This is a genomic window from Lachnospira pectinoschiza, assembly GCF_020564355.1.
Classification (GTDB): domain Bacteria; phylum Bacillota; class Clostridia; order Lachnospirales; family Lachnospiraceae; genus Lachnospira; species Lachnospira intestinalis.
In genome coordinates, this window is sequence record NZ_JAJCRR010000004.1 from 199,613 (window position 1) to 215,066 (window position 15,454).

At 39.3% G+C, this 15,454-nt stretch carries 19 protein-coding genes and 1 pseudogene; all 20 read left to right on the top strand.

The features are described from left to right. Nucleotides 1–47 precede the first annotated feature (47 nt). The 20 genes and pseudogenes from pflB to LI288_RS09850 all read left to right on the top strand — a co-directional run bounded on the left by pflB (nt 48) and on the right by LI288_RS09850 (nt 15,393). Nucleotides 48–2,303 (top strand): formate C-acetyltransferase, encoded by a 2,256-nt coding sequence (gene pflB, locus LI288_RS09755; RefSeq protein ID WP_022432487.1) that lies wholly within the window; start codon nt 48–50, stop codon nt 2,301–2,303. Between the two features lie 410 nt (nt 2,304–2,713). After that, a pseudogene (locus LI288_RS14665) lies at nt 2,714–2,836 on the top strand (DUF5688 family protein); the annotation flags it as partial. 347 nt (nt 2,837–3,183) lie between these two features. Beyond that, nucleotides 3,184–3,579 (top strand): hypothetical protein, encoded by a 396-nt coding sequence (locus LI288_RS09765; RefSeq protein WP_022432600.1) that lies wholly within the window; start codon nt 3,184–3,186, stop codon nt 3,577–3,579. Between the two features lie 2 nt (nt 3,580–3,581). Then, nucleotides 3,582–4,535: an alpha/beta hydrolase gene (locus LI288_RS09770; protein WP_227090267.1), complete on the top strand. Its 954-nt coding sequence runs from the start codon at nt 3,582–3,584 to the stop codon at nt 4,533–4,535. Further along, nucleotides 4,519–4,806 carry a pseudouridine synthase gene (locus tag LI288_RS09775; protein WP_227090268.1) on the top strand — a complete coding sequence of 96 codons (288 nt, stop codon included), beginning with the start codon at nt 4,519–4,521 and terminating at the stop codon, nt 4,804–4,806. Before LI288_RS09770 ends, LI288_RS09775 begins: the two co-directional genes overlap by 17 nt. Nucleotides 4,807–5,073: 267 nt before the next feature. Next, entirely contained in the window at nt 5,074–5,670 is a 597-nt protein-coding gene (locus tag LI288_RS09780) for a class I SAM-dependent methyltransferase (protein WP_227090269.1), read from the top strand. Between the two features lie 81 nt (nt 5,671–5,751). Then, nucleotides 5,752–6,339, top strand: coding sequence for a hydrolase (locus tag LI288_RS09785; RefSeq protein WP_227090270.1), 588 nt, complete (start codon nt 5,752–5,754; stop codon nt 6,337–6,339). Beyond that, entirely contained in the window at nt 6,332–6,754 is a 423-nt protein-coding gene (locus tag LI288_RS09790) for a hypothetical protein (protein ID WP_227090271.1), read from the top strand. The genes LI288_RS09785 and LI288_RS09790 overlap by 8 nt, the downstream gene beginning before the upstream one ends. A gap of 29 nt (nt 6,755–6,783) precedes the next feature. Continuing rightward, nucleotides 6,784–7,236 carry a PucR family transcriptional regulator ligand-binding domain-containing protein gene (locus LI288_RS09795; protein WP_227090272.1) on the top strand — a complete coding sequence of 151 codons (453 nt, stop codon included), beginning with the start codon at nt 6,784–6,786 and terminating at the stop codon, nt 7,234–7,236. A 62-nt stretch (nt 7,237–7,298) separates the two neighbouring features. Continuing rightward, entirely contained in the window at nt 7,299–7,547 is a 249-nt protein-coding gene (locus tag LI288_RS09800; protein WP_227090273.1) for a hypothetical protein, read from the top strand. Nucleotides 7,548–7,567: 20 nt separating this feature from the next. Beyond that, nucleotides 7,568–7,726: a plasmid mobilization relaxosome protein MobC gene (gene mobC / locus LI288_RS14790; protein ID WP_331464630.1), complete on the top strand. Its 159-nt coding sequence runs from the start codon at nt 7,568–7,570 to the stop codon at nt 7,724–7,726. Next, nucleotides 7,713–7,922, top strand: coding sequence for a relaxase/mobilization nuclease domain-containing protein (locus tag LI288_RS09810; RefSeq protein ID WP_227090274.1), 210 nt, complete (start codon nt 7,713–7,715; stop codon nt 7,920–7,922). Before mobC ends, LI288_RS09810 begins: the two co-directional genes overlap by 14 nt. A 269-nt stretch (nt 7,923–8,191) precedes the next feature. Then, entirely contained in the window at nt 8,192–8,860 is a 669-nt protein-coding gene (locus tag LI288_RS09815) for a DUF3879 family protein (protein WP_227090275.1), read from the top strand. Nucleotides 8,861–8,999: 139 nt separating this feature from the next. After that, on the top strand, nt 9,000–9,185 hold the full coding sequence (locus tag LI288_RS09820; RefSeq protein WP_227090276.1) for a hypothetical protein: 186 nt from the start codon (nt 9,000–9,002) through the stop codon (nt 9,183–9,185). Continuing rightward, entirely contained in the window at nt 9,182–9,355 is a 174-nt protein-coding gene (locus tag LI288_RS09825; protein ID WP_227090277.1) for a hypothetical protein, read from the top strand. The genes LI288_RS09820 and LI288_RS09825 overlap by 4 nt, the downstream gene beginning before the upstream one ends. A gap of 49 nt (nt 9,356–9,404) precedes the next feature. Beyond that, nucleotides 9,405–9,992, top strand: a complete 588-nt coding sequence (locus LI288_RS09830) for a hypothetical protein (RefSeq protein WP_227090278.1) — start codon at nt 9,405–9,407, stop codon at nt 9,990–9,992. Nucleotides 9,993–10,174: 182 nt separating this feature from the next. Next, nucleotides 10,175–11,296 (top strand): iron-containing alcohol dehydrogenase, encoded by a 1,122-nt coding sequence (locus tag LI288_RS09835; RefSeq protein ID WP_227090279.1) that lies wholly within the window; start codon nt 10,175–10,177, stop codon nt 11,294–11,296. 262 nt (nt 11,297–11,558) lie between these two features. Further along, the gene (locus LI288_RS09840) at nt 11,559–12,665 is read left to right on the top strand and encodes an iron-containing alcohol dehydrogenase family protein (RefSeq protein WP_022431360.1); all 1,107 of its coding nucleotides are present in this window, start codon (nt 11,559–11,561) and stop codon (nt 12,663–12,665) included. 294 nt (nt 12,666–12,959) lie between these two features. Further along, a complete protein-coding gene (locus tag LI288_RS09845) occupies nt 12,960–14,033 on the top strand; it encodes a GGDEF domain-containing protein (RefSeq protein ID WP_227090280.1) in 1,074 nt (357 codons plus the stop codon). Continuing rightward, the gene (locus LI288_RS09850) at nt 14,026–15,393 is read left to right on the top strand and encodes an MATE family efflux transporter (protein ID WP_022431358.1); all 1,368 of its coding nucleotides are present in this window, start codon (nt 14,026–14,028) and stop codon (nt 15,391–15,393) included. Before LI288_RS09845 ends, LI288_RS09850 begins: the two co-directional genes overlap by 8 nt. Nucleotides 15,394–15,454: the final 61 nt, after the last annotated feature.

A 15,454-nucleotide genomic window follows, 5' to 3' on the forward strand; every position in this document is an offset into this window, starting at 1 on the left:
AATCAGTGTATACAATGTGCAGAGATTATGCAAGGAGGAATTCAAAAATGTTACAGAAGGAACAGTGGAATGGTTTCGAAGGTAGACTTTGGAAAGAAGAAATCAATGTAAGAGATTTCGTTCAGAACAACTACAAGCCATATGATGGTGATGAAAGTTTCCTTGAAGGTCCTACAGAAGCAACAAACAAGCTTTGGGGAAGACTTCAGGAATTACAGAAAGAAGAAAGAGCAAAGGGCGGCGTACTTGACATGGAAACAGAAGTTGTTGCCGGTCTTACAGCATATGGCCCTGGATATATAGATGAATCAATGAAAGACCTTGAAAAAGTTGTAGGTCTTCAGACAGATAAGCCATTAAAGAGAGCATTCATGCCTTACGGCGGTATCAAGATGGCAGAAGAATCTTGCAAGAACTACGGTTATGAACCAAATCCGGAATTACACAAGATTTTCACAGAATATCATAAGACTCACAATCAGGGTGTTTTCGATGCTTACACACCAGAGATGAGAAAGGCTCGTCACAGCCACATCATCACAGGTCTTCCGGATACTTATGGCCGTGGACGTATCGTAGGTGACTACAGAAGAGTTGCTCTTTACGGTATTGACTACCTTATGGAAGAAAAGAAGAAGGATCATGCAAACTGCGGATGCGGAACAATGACAGACGATGTTATCCGTTTAAGAGAAGAAATCTCTGATCAGTACAAGGCTTTAGCAGGCATGAAGAAGATGGCTGAAAGCTATGGTTATGATATTTCACAGCCAGCTAAGGATGCTAAGGAAGCTGTTCAGTGGTTATACTTTGGTTACCTTGCTGCTATCAAGACTCAGAACGGTGCTGCTATGTCAGTAGGTCGTGTATCTACATTCCTTGATATTTATATCGAAAGAGATCTTGAAGCTGGAAAGATTACAGAAAAAGAAGCTCAGGAATTAATCGATCATTTCGTTATGAAGTGTAGAATGGTTAAGTTCGCAAGAATTACATCATACAACGAATTATTCTCAGGTGACCCTACATGGGCTACTCTTGAAGTAGGTGGTACAGGTATTGACGGACGTTCAATGGTTACAAAGAACGACTACAGATTCCTTCACACACTTGAAAACATGGGACCTTCACCGGAACCAAACTTAACAGTACTTTACTCATCAAGACTTCCTGAAAACTTCAAGAAGTATGCTGCTAAGATTTCTGTTGATACATCTTCAATCCAGTATGAGAACGATGATGTTATGAAGGTTACATGGGGTGATGATTATTCAATCTGCTGCTGTGTATCTGCTACACAGACAGGTAAGGAAATGCAGTTCTTCGGAGCTAGAGCTAACCTTGCTAAGTGTTTACTTTACGCTATCAATGGTGGTGTGGATGAAAAAGATGGTAAGCAGGTTGGACCAGCTTTCAAGCCTATTACATCAGAATATCTTGATTATGATGAAGTTATTGAAAAGTTCGATGTTATGATGGATTGGTTAGCAGACCTTTATGTTAATACACTTAACCTTATCCAGTATATGCATGATAAGTACTACTATGAAGCAGCAGAGATGGCTCTTATTGATACAGATGTTAAGAGAACATTTGCTACAGGTATTGCTGGTTTCTCTCATGTAGTAGATTCACTTTCAGCTATTAAGTATGCTAAGGTTAAGACAGTACGTGATGAAGAAAAGGGTATTGTTGTTGATTACCAGATTGAAGGCGACTTCCCTAAGTATGGTAACGATGATGATAAGGCAGATGATATAGCTGTATGGCTTCTTAGAACATTCCTTGAGAAGATTAAGAAGAGACATACTTACAGAAATTCAGAGCCTACAACATCTATCCTTACAATTACTTCTAACGTAGTTTATGGTAAGTATACAGGTACAATGCCTGACGGACGTAAGGCTGGTACACCATTATCACCAGGTGCTAACCCAAGCTATGGTGCTGAACAGAATGGTCTTTTAGCTTCACTTAACTCACTTACAAAGCTTCCATATGAGTGGGCATTAGATGGTATTTCTAATACACAGACAATGAATCCGGATGCTTTAGGTCATAATGAAGAAGAAAGAGTTGCTAACCTTGTAAACGTTATGGATGGATACTTCGATCAGGGTGCTCATCACCTTAACGTAAATGTATTCGGTAAGGATAAGTTACTGGATGCTATGGAACACCCAGAAAAGCCAGAATATGCGAACTTCACAATCCGTGTATCTGGTTACGCTGTTAAGTTCATCGACCTTACAAAGGAACAGCAGATGGATGTAATCTCTAGAACATTCCATGACAGAATGTAATCTGGAATTCTGAAAACGCCGTAAATACAGTGTTTATGCGACTTTGAGATAATATCAAGTTATCGTAACTTATCATAATTTGGTGTAAAATCTTAATTAATTGGTGTAGTAAATGGTGTACTAAATGGTGTAGTAATTCTAAATAGGATTTAAGTACAAAGATAAAATAAATTTCAGAGAAGAGAGATGTACAGTAATGTATGTCTCTCTTTTTTTGATATTCAAAAATCGTAAAAAATAGGGAACACTTCTGATTAATATAACCAGGAATGTTCCCTAAAATTATATAAAGCATAAAAAGTTAAATTTGAGCCAGATACACATTTTAAAGCCGTATATAGAAGGCTAATTTGAAATGGTGATTTCATGGTATTAATTAAAGGAGGACAAATGAAACAGAAGGGCTATATGTTTTACCAAGCAGCATACACGAACTTATATTAGTTCCTGATAATGGTGATATGAATAAAAATTATATGATGCAGATGGTGCGTGAAGTTAATTCAACAGAAGTCAGACCAGATGAAATATAATGGTAAGAAATAATTGACGTTTAGCACTATGTGAGTTAGCATAGTGGTAGACAATTACTTCTTTGTATCACGCAAATCTAATTTTCCGAAATTCTTCATAAAAAAGGAAATATAATTTTTCAAAAAGAAGCAAGGTGAAAAGAAGAAAATGAATTTATTTAATGCAAAACTGGGGAAAAGAAAGTGAAAAAATAAATTCCATTTTTGGGGCTAAAAAATGGAAAAATAGTTTCCCCCTGATACAAAAGCCTGTTTAGAACATATATCCATAAGAACCTTAAATATATCGTCCTGTTTTGGATATTGTAAAACTATGAGTGATTTATATGACAGAAAGAAGGTTAAATATGATAATTGAAAAGGAATATTTTGATTCAGAAGAAGTCAGGAAAGCGAATGCCATGAATGATAAGACGATGGCACCACCAAGAAGAATACGTCTTACGACAACGGACAGTAACAAATATTATGCCAAAGCTGTATTTGTAGCCGATAAAGAAAATATAATTACCGGTGAGCTTCTTTACAGACCGGATTTTCAGGAGTCAGAAGAGGGAGTGGCATTCAGTGAGGTTGTTGTTAAGCAGACAGCAGATGTGGAAGAATATTTCAAGAATCTTATAAGGTTTGAAGGCTATAAAGTGATTCCGGAAGAATATGATGAGAGTGATATGCTTATGCATTATGATGAGCTGAGCATACAGGCTAATAAGCTTTTGTTTCTTGAGAGAAGGGAGAAGTAGATATGACAGATACGCAGAAGGAGGTGTTTAAGACACCAGTAAACAAGATAAGGCTGTTTGAGCATGGGGCTCCGGGTTCGCAGAACCTTAAGCTTACAAGAAAATATTACACTGAAGATATGCCTGATGGAAGAGTAAAGCATATAGTGCAGAACATTACAGATCCGGATATTGTTCCTTATATACCTGATGGTATTGGTAACAGTACAGACAGACAAAGGATTCCGGCAGTATTGATTATTCCAGGAGGTGCGTTCAGACGCCTTGTATACAACTTTGAAGGTGAAGATGTTGCAAAGTGGCTTAATAGTATGGGAATAGCTGCATTTGTTCTTGAATGCAGGCTTCCATCAGATGAACATGATAATGCAGAGGATGTCCCACTTATAGATGCTATGCGCGCAATGAGAGTTATAAGAGGAAGGGCGCAGGAATTCGGTATAGATGAAGCTAAGATAGGCGTTATGGGCTTTTCAGCAGGAGGCTTTATGGCAGCGTTATTATCAACAGCGTATGAAAGTGATGTGTATGCGGATTATAAGTATAAGGATGAATATGATAAACTATCAGCAAGACCAGATTTTGCTGTTTGTTCATATCCGGTTATAAGTATTGACGATTGTATTGAAGCAGGCAAAAGATATATGTCTGAGGAACAGGTGCTTGAGAGAATCAGTGACAGTAAGGCAAAGATACTGCATAAGTATAATCCGGATAAGCTTGTAAGACCGGATATGCCGCCAGTATTTATATGTGAAACGGATGATGACAGAACAACATTGTCTGAGAACAGTGTGGGCTTTTATATGGCAGCAAGAAAAGCCGGAGTAAGTGCTGAACTTCATATATTCAGAACAGGTGGCCATGGTTATGGCTGTGGTGATGATTTTGCACAGACTGGTGAGTGGAAAGTACTTTTTACAAAGTGGATTAAGAGTATTGGAATTATTAGTTAAGATGGATATGGTATACGGGGATAAAGATAAGATTATATTAAACAAGCCGGCGGGACAACTGTCGCAGAGCGGAAAGTCGTTTGAGATGGATCTTGTAAGTGAAGTTCTTACATATAGAAAAAGCAAGGGTGAAGAAGCTTACGCAGCTATAATAAACAGACTTGACCGTCCTGTATCAGGGCTTGTGCTTATGGCTAAGAATAAAAAGGAATCAGCAAGATTGTCTTTACTTATGCAAAAAGAAACACTATGTAAACTGAGCCAAAACTGAACCAGCGAATGTTTTGGAAGCTTGGATGTGCTTAAAATGGATATTATTTTGAGATTGCCGTTGAAAGCAGAACATTCCATGATAGAATGTAATCTGGGATTTTGAAAAGAATAAAATATACAGGCTGAGAAGCTTTAGAAAAGCCGCATTCCCGCTATCGACGGGGTTGCGGCTTTTGAGTTACTTTTGTTATGAAATCAATGGATATACTATTAGTGTTAGCAGGCTAAACACAACTCGGAAAAGATTTTTTGGAGAATATTAATAATGAAAGAAAAAGAATGGGAAAAACTTTTAAGAATAAAAACAACCGGACGTGACGACACCAGGTCGGATACGTTCAGGTATCCATATGAGCCGACATCCTATGAAGTGTTAGAAAGACTAGCGAATACCGGGATAATAGGTAAAAATAATACCCTGTTAGATTATGGCTGTGGAAAAGGCAGGGTAAGCATTTTTATGGCATATCAGACAAAATGTCATTCTATTGGGATAGAATATGATGAACGGATTTACAACCGGGCGTTAGCAAATAAAACTGACGCAGTTTCGGGGAATAAAGTGAAGTTTTTATGTGTTGATGCAGTAGGCTTTAAAATTCCGGATAACGTGGACAGATTTTTCTTTTTCAATCCATTTTCAGTTGAAATATTTAAGAGTGTTCTGGCGAATATTATAGACAGTTATTATGAAAATCAAAGAGAAATGCTTGTTATGTGTTATTATCCGTCAGATGAGTATCTTATGTGTCTGTCACAGGAATATAATGTAACCTTTGTTGAAGAAATTGATTGCAGTGACATATCCGATGGTGAAAGCAGACGGGAGAAAGTAGTCGTGTATAGAGTGGGGGAGAAATAGTTTTTTTATAAAAAAGATATATCACAAAAACAGTAAAAAGTGATACAATGCAGATAATAACATTGCAGGAGGATCACAACAATGGAACACATTTCAAGAAAGGAAGCATTTGAATTACTCAAAAAATACAACAAAGACCCATTTCACATTCAGCATGCACTGACCGTGGAAGCCGTGATGAAGTGGTATGCGAATGAACTGGGATACGGCGATGATGCACAATACTGGGGAATCGTAGGACTTTTACACGATATTGATTTTGAACTGTACCCGGAACAGCACTGTATCAAAGCACCGGAGCTGTTAAGGGAAGGCGGTGTATCGGAAGATATCATTCACGGTGTTGTTTCACACGGCTATGGCATTACGGTGGACGTAGCGCCGGAACATGAAATGGAAAAGGTGCTGTTTGCAGCAGATGAACTGACAGGACTGATCTGGGCGGCGGCATTAATGCGCCCTTCTAAAAGCACAAAGGATATGGAATTAAAGTCCTTAAAAAAGAAATATAAAAGCAAAGGATTTGCGGCAGGCTGTTCCAGAGAAGTCATTGAGCGCGGCGCAGAACAGCTCGGATGGGAACTGGAAAAGCTGCTGACTATGACATTGGCGGCAATGGCTGCATCGGAAGACTACATTAACGAAGAAATGGAAAAAGAAAATGTTTAAAACACCGAAGGAATGTTATGATTATATTGTGAAAAATGAACTGGAAACGGCGGTTATCGGGGCGATGATGCAGCAGACGGACAATTATTCAATTGCGGAAATTGCAGACGCGAGATTTCACAACAGGGAAGGGAAAATTTCCTTTACTTCCGCAGGATACAAAATTAATATCGAAGTGACAGATGACGAGATTGTGACTGCGGTTTTAAACGGATTGTATGTCAGCGCATTTTTATCAAGAAAAGACGACAACTACCGGGTGCATTTTTTAGTGTCGGGATACCCGGCTGAAATGAAAGCGCGTTTTGAAGAAGAAATCACAAAAGAGGTTGTAAGATACATGATAATGTCGGTCATTATGGCATGCAGACTGGACAGTGAGAAGAAATTAAAAATATATATCGGAAATGAATAAAAATTCTTTATAATAATGATTGATAAAACATGAACTGTGAAGATATGGTAAAGATACCGGAATTGGAAAATGTACTGCTTTTAAGAGCAGGAGCAGGCGGTATGAAAAATATTGTCCGGTGGATTTATTTTGCAGACTGCCTACAGTGTGTGCAGAGTGAATACAAAGTGGAAGATTATATTCACGGCGGGGAATTTGTAATTCTGACAAACCGCAGTGTCACAGATAACAAGGATACATTGATAGGACTTATCGGAAAAATGCTTGCGCATGGCATTTCAGCGCTGGGAATCAATGAAGGGCAGATTTCCGATGAACTGATACAGTATGCCGATGGAAATGACCTGCCGCTGTTTGAACTGCCGGAGAAATATCCGCTGATAGACCTCTTCCAGATACTCTGCAACAAACTTGTGCTGGAGGAAAACAATAAAAATCTGGAGGAACAGCTTTTATTTCAATTCTGGATTCAGAACATTTAAACAGAGAAAGCATTTTAGCACAGGCACGATACTTAAATGTGGACCTTTCAGGCGGGTTCTGTGTGGTTGAATTTGCGTTAAAGGCAGCACAGAATCAGAACGGGGATTCGCTGGCACTGGGGCGGGAACTGCGCCATATTATCAGTATGGAATTTTCTTTTTATACGGCATCGGATATTTTAATGCTTTCCCAGACAGGGTCTGTGCTGGCACTGGTATCGTCAGAACGGATAAAAGAAGAAGATTTAAAAATGATTCTGAGTATATCCGTCTTCTTATCAGTCAGAAACCAAATGATTATCCGGAAATAAGGAAGATTCTGAAGGAACTCATTAATGAAGTCAACAGAATTGGAATAAATATCAACCAGATAGTATTTAACAATAATGCCGGGCTGTATTCCAAGGAAGATAAGACACAGCTGATAGCTTATATGCGGAAACTGAATCAGAAGGTAGATGAGGCGGTGGTAAAGATTGGCAATCAGTAAAATCCTTAATATGAAGGATTGTGGTGGGCATTTTCACGGAAAACATCTAAAGAGATCTCTTGATTATGTGATGAATCCGGAGAAAACACAGGATGGAAGGCTTATAGGTGCAATCAACTGTCAGGTCGATTCTGCTTTTGAACAGATGAAAGCTACAAAACGGAAGTTTGGAAAAGTTGATAAAAGGCAGGGATAGCGGTATGGTTTCGGTATTCAAATTGAGGGAATAAGAATAGACAAAGTTTTTTTACTTTCTGTTCTGTTGATTTTTGCTTATATCGTGATTTTCTGCAATGAGTATTGAAAACCTTTTTTTCTAATGTTAAAATTAAGTAAAGATTAAAAGACATAATATATATTTCAGATAATATTAATTTCATTGAGAAAAGCTGTGAGCAGCATATACATGAGTAGACATTGTTAATTTACAATACATAAAATGTAGACAGACAAGGAGGTTGGTTTATGTCAAGGATAACGGATTATGCTTTTTTATTTCAAAAATCATTTGGAACATCAGGAGTGAATTCAATAGGTAGTTTTCAGTTGTCCCAGTTGAATAGCAGTTCTGTTCAAGCACAATTAAAAGCTGCCGGAATTAACACGAATAGTAAACAATATAAGTCTGCTGTAAAACAAATGATGTCTGCTGGAAATGGTGCAATGTATGGCAATATTCAGGGAATAAAAAATCTGATGAGTCATTATGATAAGGACGGAGATTATATTAATCCTGTAAATGGATTGTCAGGACTTTTAGTGACAGATGAAAATGAAAGTTCGAGAAAAAAGATTATATCAATTCCGGATAGCAGCAAAGAAGAAATGTATGAACTGACAAAAAAAGAATTTCTGCGTGAAAATGGTGTATGCAATGGTGATACAACAAGACGCTCAGATGTATATAACAATTTGTATCGTAAAATGCAGAAGAAAGACAGACTGGCTGCCGGGTACACTCTTGAAAAATATGAGAGAATTTACAGACAGGCATTTTATGATGCAGCAAAAACGGCTGATCCTAACTGGGAAATTGGTAAGCCAATCAAAGAGGGAGCATTAGATAATGTTACAAGAGAATCAATAGAAGCTAAGAAATCTCTTGCTCAGTCAACGGTAGATACTAAAATTTGACATATGGATACTATTGCCTTTGGACATATGAAGGAAGTGAATATGAAGCTGGAACATTTACAGCAAATTCCACTTCGGCAAATTCTCCGTGGAATACAATGAGTTTGAGATTTAATGTGTACTAAGGAGGATTTGCAATATGCAGATTAATTCTAATTATTCTATGAATGGTGTGCCGTGTGAAACTAGACGTAAGCAGGATAATATCCCTCAATTTAGTACAGAATGTGTTACTCAGGAAAATGAAAATATAAATCCATATATGGCAGAAGCAGATTTTGATGAAAAAGCATTTGGTATGATTCTTTTACGGATGAAGGAATGATAAATACAGTTGATGAAAATGTGACACCTGGAATTTCAGTTCAAGCTCCTGCACCAGCAGTGTCAAGCGTAAAGGTAGTTGCAGCGCAAATAAAAAGTGATGGATATGTGTATGTTACAGTGCAGGTAGCTGGATATGGGAAAAATATTTATGCGATATCTGTCATATAAGGAATTGTATGATTACATAAATGACAGAACAGAGAGGTGATTCAATTAAATGGAAATATCAAATAATTATAGCACAGCAAAAGTGTGGAACACATCGAATAAAAATGTTTCTAAACCTTCTGAACAAAACAAATGGAAATTAACAGATTCTTTAAAAGAGAAGATTGTTGATCTGGCAAAAAAAGATGCACAGGACAATGTATATATGGGAAATGCATTTATGAATTTGAGAAAGACGGAAGTAAGCAAAGTAGCCCCGAATAGAGCTGCTTTAATTGGAAAGTTTAGTCAATCAATGAATTCAGGTAATATGTCAGCAATGAAAGAAGTTGAGGAAGCAGACAAAAAATGGCTCTGTATGCTGTTTGGAATACCTTATGAGGCAAAATATCAGGGAACAGGGACAGGCTCGGCAATTCATGTATACAATGAAGCTGGCGAAGAAGTTTTGACCTATACAGGGGGAGTAGGCTGGCAGGAAAAAGAAACAAAAGCAGAGTCGCAGGTTCATTCAGCATTGAAAATGACATATTATGAGGCATTTAGTGAGGCGAGAAAAGCATTAAATAGTGAAGAAAAGACTGGTAGTGTAGGTGAAAACATAATATTGCAAGATAATTTTGATATGAAGGCATGAAGTATTTGCTCCTTTTTCCTTGCACCGCTTACCATGACGGATGAACAGATGGAAAAGGGACTTGAAATTTTTGAAGAAGCATTAAAAGAAGCGTTAAACGCATAGCAGATAAGCAGACTATAGAACAGAAATCAAGATTTACAGCAGACGAACAATAGGCAAAGAAAGGGGCATAAAGAAGCATGAAAGGGTTTTCAATAAAAACAGAAATTGAAGAATACGATACATTTGAACAATTTGCAAAAGAAGCACAGCTTGGGGAAAAGGATTTAGTCCTTTGTGGTGAGCATACTTATAAGCAGTATGTAGAGCCGCTCTCACTCGGTGTACAGACACTTTTCCGTGAAAAGTACGGAAAAGGCGAACCGACAGACGGTGCGGTCGATGCAATTCTTGATGCGCTGCGGGATAAGAACTTTGACCGGATTGTTGCAATCGGCGGCGGTACCGTTATTGATATTGCAAAGGCGGTTGCCGTTGCAGCCCCTGAGGATAAAGTCGATGATTTATACGACCATGTCAGTGAACTTGAAAAAAGACATCCGTTGATTATCGTACCGACCACCTGCGGAACGGGCAGTGAAGTGACAAACATTTCCGTCATGAACCGTGTCAGCAAGGGTGTAAAAATGGGACTGGCATCCGATGCCATGCTCGCAGATAAGGCGGTTCTGATTACAAATCTTTTGGATTCCATGCCGTATCAGGTATTTGCGACATCATCGATTGATGCAATGGTTCACAGTGCAGAATCCTTTTTAAGCCCGAACGGTTGCAGTATTTCAAGACTTTTCTCGTCAGAAGCATTAAAATTAATTCTTACCTGCTGGGATAAGGTGGTAAAGGAAGGCGGAGAAGAGGCGTGGAAAAGGTATGCTGCAGAATTTTTAGAGGCTTCCAACTGGGCAGGACTGGGGTTTGGTTATGCGGGCTGTGCCGCCGTTCATGCGTGTGCCTATCCACTCGGTTCGGTATATCACATTCCGCACGGACAGTCCAATCAGTTAATGTTTCAGGACGTTATGAAAATGTATAAAAAGTTATGTCCGGACGGCAGAATCAACGAACTGGAAGCACTGATTGCGGAAAGCCTTCATGTTACACCGGATACGTCGCTTGAGACACTGTATGCTTTAATGGATAAGGTTTTAAAGAAAGCACCGTTAAAGGAATTCGGTGTCAGGGAAAGTGACCTTGCGCAGTTTGCAAAAGACGTCATTCAGACACAGCAAAGACTGTTAAGAAACAATTATGTTGAACTGACGGAAGAACAGATTCTGGAAATCTACCGTGCGGCATTTTAAAAGTTATAAAGAAAAAGCGTTACAGGACATCTGCATTAGGGCGGGTGTCCAGTTTTTGTCCGTAAAAATATACAGGGAATTGTATACAGACCATTGAATTTCCGAATTGAAAGTCGTATAGTATGAATAAATATTCATGCCACTTGTTACAGAACCGAATTTATCAGGTTTGTGAGCGGTGTATTACCGTTTTACTGCAAAGTCGTTTAGGAAACGGGAGTGGTGTGAAAATATGTACGACTGGAAGAAAAGAGGAAGAAAAATGTTAAGTTACAGTGTATTTTTACCAAGCTATAGTGTAGGTGAGGACTGCTATCAACAGATACCGTATGTTACAAGAAAATACGGAAAGACCGCAGTCGTTATCGGCGGAAAGACTGCCATGGAAAAGGCAAGACAGGAGTTAGATGCGGCTGTTCAAGGTTCGGACGTTCAAATCCTGGATTACATATGGTACGGCGGTGATTCTAACTATGAAAATGTGGAAATGTTAAAGGCAGACAGCCGTGTGCAGGAGGCTGATATGCTGTTTGGCGTGGGTGGCGGACGTGCCTGTGATACGGTAAAGACACTTGCCGATATGTTAGACAAACCGTTTTTTACTTTCCCGACACTGGCATCAAACTGTGCGGCATGTACGGCAATTACCGTTATGTACAATCCGGATGGTTCTTTTAAGGAATATTACTATATGCATGCGCCGTCTTATCATACATTTGTGAATACAAAGATTATTGCAGATTCACCGGAAAAGCTTTTATGGGCGGGAATCGGCGATGCTTTATCCAAAGAGTGCGAGGTTTTATTTGCCAGCAGGGATAAATTTATTTACCATACACCGCTTATGGGACAGTGCATTTCCAAGGTTTGTACAACACCGCTTGTTGAGTACGGTGCAAAGGCACTGGAAGCGTGCAGAAATAACAAGCCGGATTTTGCGTTAGAGCAGGTCGCACTCGATATTATCATTTCAACGGGGATTGTTTCAAATTTTGCAACACACGAAAACCAGCCGGATCCGAAGGACAATTACTATTACAACAGTTCACTGGCGCACTGTGTTTACTACGGGGCTTCGACACTGCCGCAGTGCGAAAGACATCTGCATGGTGAAATTGTATCGTTCGGTGTGCTTTGCCTGCTGACCTATGACGGACAGTTAGAAGAGCGTGACCGCATTATGCAGTTTAATAAATCTGTCGGACTGCCGGTTACATTAGACGAACTTGAAATTTCACGAGAAGATTTAGTGAAAATTGCAGACAAGGCCGCCAGTGTGGTTGAATGGACATATGTTCCGGGCATACCGACAAAAGAACGCTTCATTCAGGCAATGATTGACACGGACGAAGCAGGAAAGCGGTTATAATTTTGTTGTTTTGTGCTTAAATTTTTATCAAATTTTTATAATTCTCCCTTATTCCGGATTTATCAAAAGAATAGGGGAGAATTTTTTATGGAAAAGTGACAGTTGCTTTTGGGTGACTCTGTAAAAATTTATATTGAAATACAGAAGTACTTTGTACTACAATAGGATGACAGGAATTGCAAATAAATATGGCGCAGATACGATTCTTTCCGGTGCAGAGCTGATTTATATGCTACTTGTGCCATCAGCTTTTGAGTTTGATAAAGAAGAAAATGAAGGGAGTCGAGAAACGACATGAGTAGTGCAGAATTAAATAAAAACAAAAAAATACGGACAATGGAAACGGTAGTACAGAGTGTATTGATTCTGATTTTAATGATACTTGTAATTCTGCTTATGAGCGAAATCGGCAGATTACAGGGAACAGCAAGGGTTATTAATTATGCGGGGCTGGTGCGAGGTGCGACACAGCGGGAGGTAAAGCTTGAAATTACCGGTTATCAGAACGATGAACTGATTCAGTATTTAGACGATATTTTAAATGGATTAAAGTATGGGGACGGCAATTACAATCTGATAACACTGGATGATACAGATTATAATAAGAAGCTGGATGCACAGATAGAGTATTGGGGAAATTTAAAAAGACAGATTCGCAAGGTGCGTGAGCTTGGATATGAAGATACCGATATTGTAGAAGTGAGTGAAACTTATTTTGATATGGCAGATGAAACGGTTTTTGCAACCGAGAATTATTCCGTGCAGACGGCCGGAAAAATTCGCGCACTGGAGACAGCATCTGCGGTGGATATGCTGATTTTAGTGATCTTAATGATAATGCAGATGGTTTCGGCAGTCCGGATAACCAGAAAGAACAAGATTTTAGAGCAGAAAGCCTATATTGATTTACATACGGGACTGCCTAATAAGAGCCGCTGTGAGGAAATTTTTCATGATATGAGAGCAATTAAAGGTGAGGTTGCTTGTATTATTTTTGATTTGAATAATTTAAAAATTACCAATGATACGCTGGGGCATTCAGTTGGCGACCAGTTGATTATGAATTTTGCACGCCTTTTAAGAAATGTTGTTCCAATGAAGAATTTTGTCGGACGGTACGGAGGCGATGAATTTGTAGTGGTTATTTGTGATACATCCAAAGAGGAAGTTGAAAATATTTTAAATCAGTTACAGGAGGAAGTAGACCAGTTTAACCGGTACGGCAGAAACGAGACAATCAGTTATGCATATGGCTGGGCATTTTCAAAGGATTATACGGACTGCACGCTCCGGGTGCTGTTTGATAAGGCTGACCACTATATGTATGAAAATAAGCGAGACAAAAAGGAGGCTTCAAAAAATGAGTAAAACTAATAAAAATACAATGGATATGACACATGGCACGCTGTGGAATAAAATCCTGATTTTTGCACTGCCACTTGCGGCAAGCAGTATTTTACAGCAGCTTTTTAATTCCATTGATACGGCAGTTGTCGGACGGTTTGCCAGCAGTCAGGCACTGGCGGCAGTCGGCAGCAACAGTTCGCTGATTGCACTGATGATTAACCTATTTATCGGCATTTCACTCGGTTCAAATGTTGTTATTGCACATTATATCGGACAGCGCTCAGAAAAGAATATTCAGGCGGCAATTCATACGGCTATTGTGGTCGCCTTGGTGAGCGGCATTTTTGTTATGATATTCGGACAGTTTATTGCAAAGCCGGTATTAAGCCTTATGGGGACACCGGATGACGTTATAGATTTAGCGGTAGTTTATTTGAGAATTTATCTGCTCGGTATGCCGTTTATCATGCTGTATGATTTCGGTTCATCCATCCTTAGAAGTACAGGTGACAGCAGACGTCCGCTCTACAGCCTGATTGTTGCGGGTGTGATAAATACGGTGTTAAATCTTGTGCTGGTTATCGGATTTAAAATGGGCGTTTCAGGGGTTGCCATAGCCACTGTTATATCCAATATGGTCAGTTCAGGCATTATCGTATACATACTGACACATGAATCCGCACCGATACGGCTGGAATTTCGTAAACTGGCAGTAGCACCGGCAGAGTTAAAAAAGATATTGGTCATTGGTGTTCCGGCAGGAATACAGGGCATGATGTTTTCAATTGCCAATGTGTGTATACAAAGTGCAATTAACAGCTTCGGCTCGGATGCGATTGCGGGTTCTGCGGCAGCACTGAATTATGAATATTTTACATACTTTCTTGTCAATGCTTTTGCGCAGGCAACGGTGACATTTACCAGTCAGAATTACGGTGCGGGCGACTATGGACGCTGTAAGAAAATTTTTCATATATCCATGGTATTTTCACTGGTATCCTGCGGACTGCTCTCTATGGTGTTTGTTCTTGGGCGCGGCATGTTTCTTCGCTTTTACACCACAGATCCGGCGGTGCTTGAATATGCCATGACACGAATTTTAATAGCGACGACACTTGAACTTCTGACGTCTGTTTATGAAATCAGCGCAGGCGCAATGCGCGGCTTTGGACATTCACTGACACCGGCAGTCATCACATTTTTAGGTTCCTGTGTCCTGCGGTTAATCTGGGTTTCAACGGTTTGCCGTGCCGTGCATGAATTCTGGGTACTGGTGATTATTTATCCGATTTCATGGGTCGTGACAGGCATTGTCATGACATCCGCTTATTATATTGTAAGAAAACGTGCATTTGCGCAAAATGTGCAAAAAGCGGCTTGAATTTAGCGGGATAGCTTTATATAATGATAAGAGTGTCAAAAGTAGAATATCACAGAAAAAA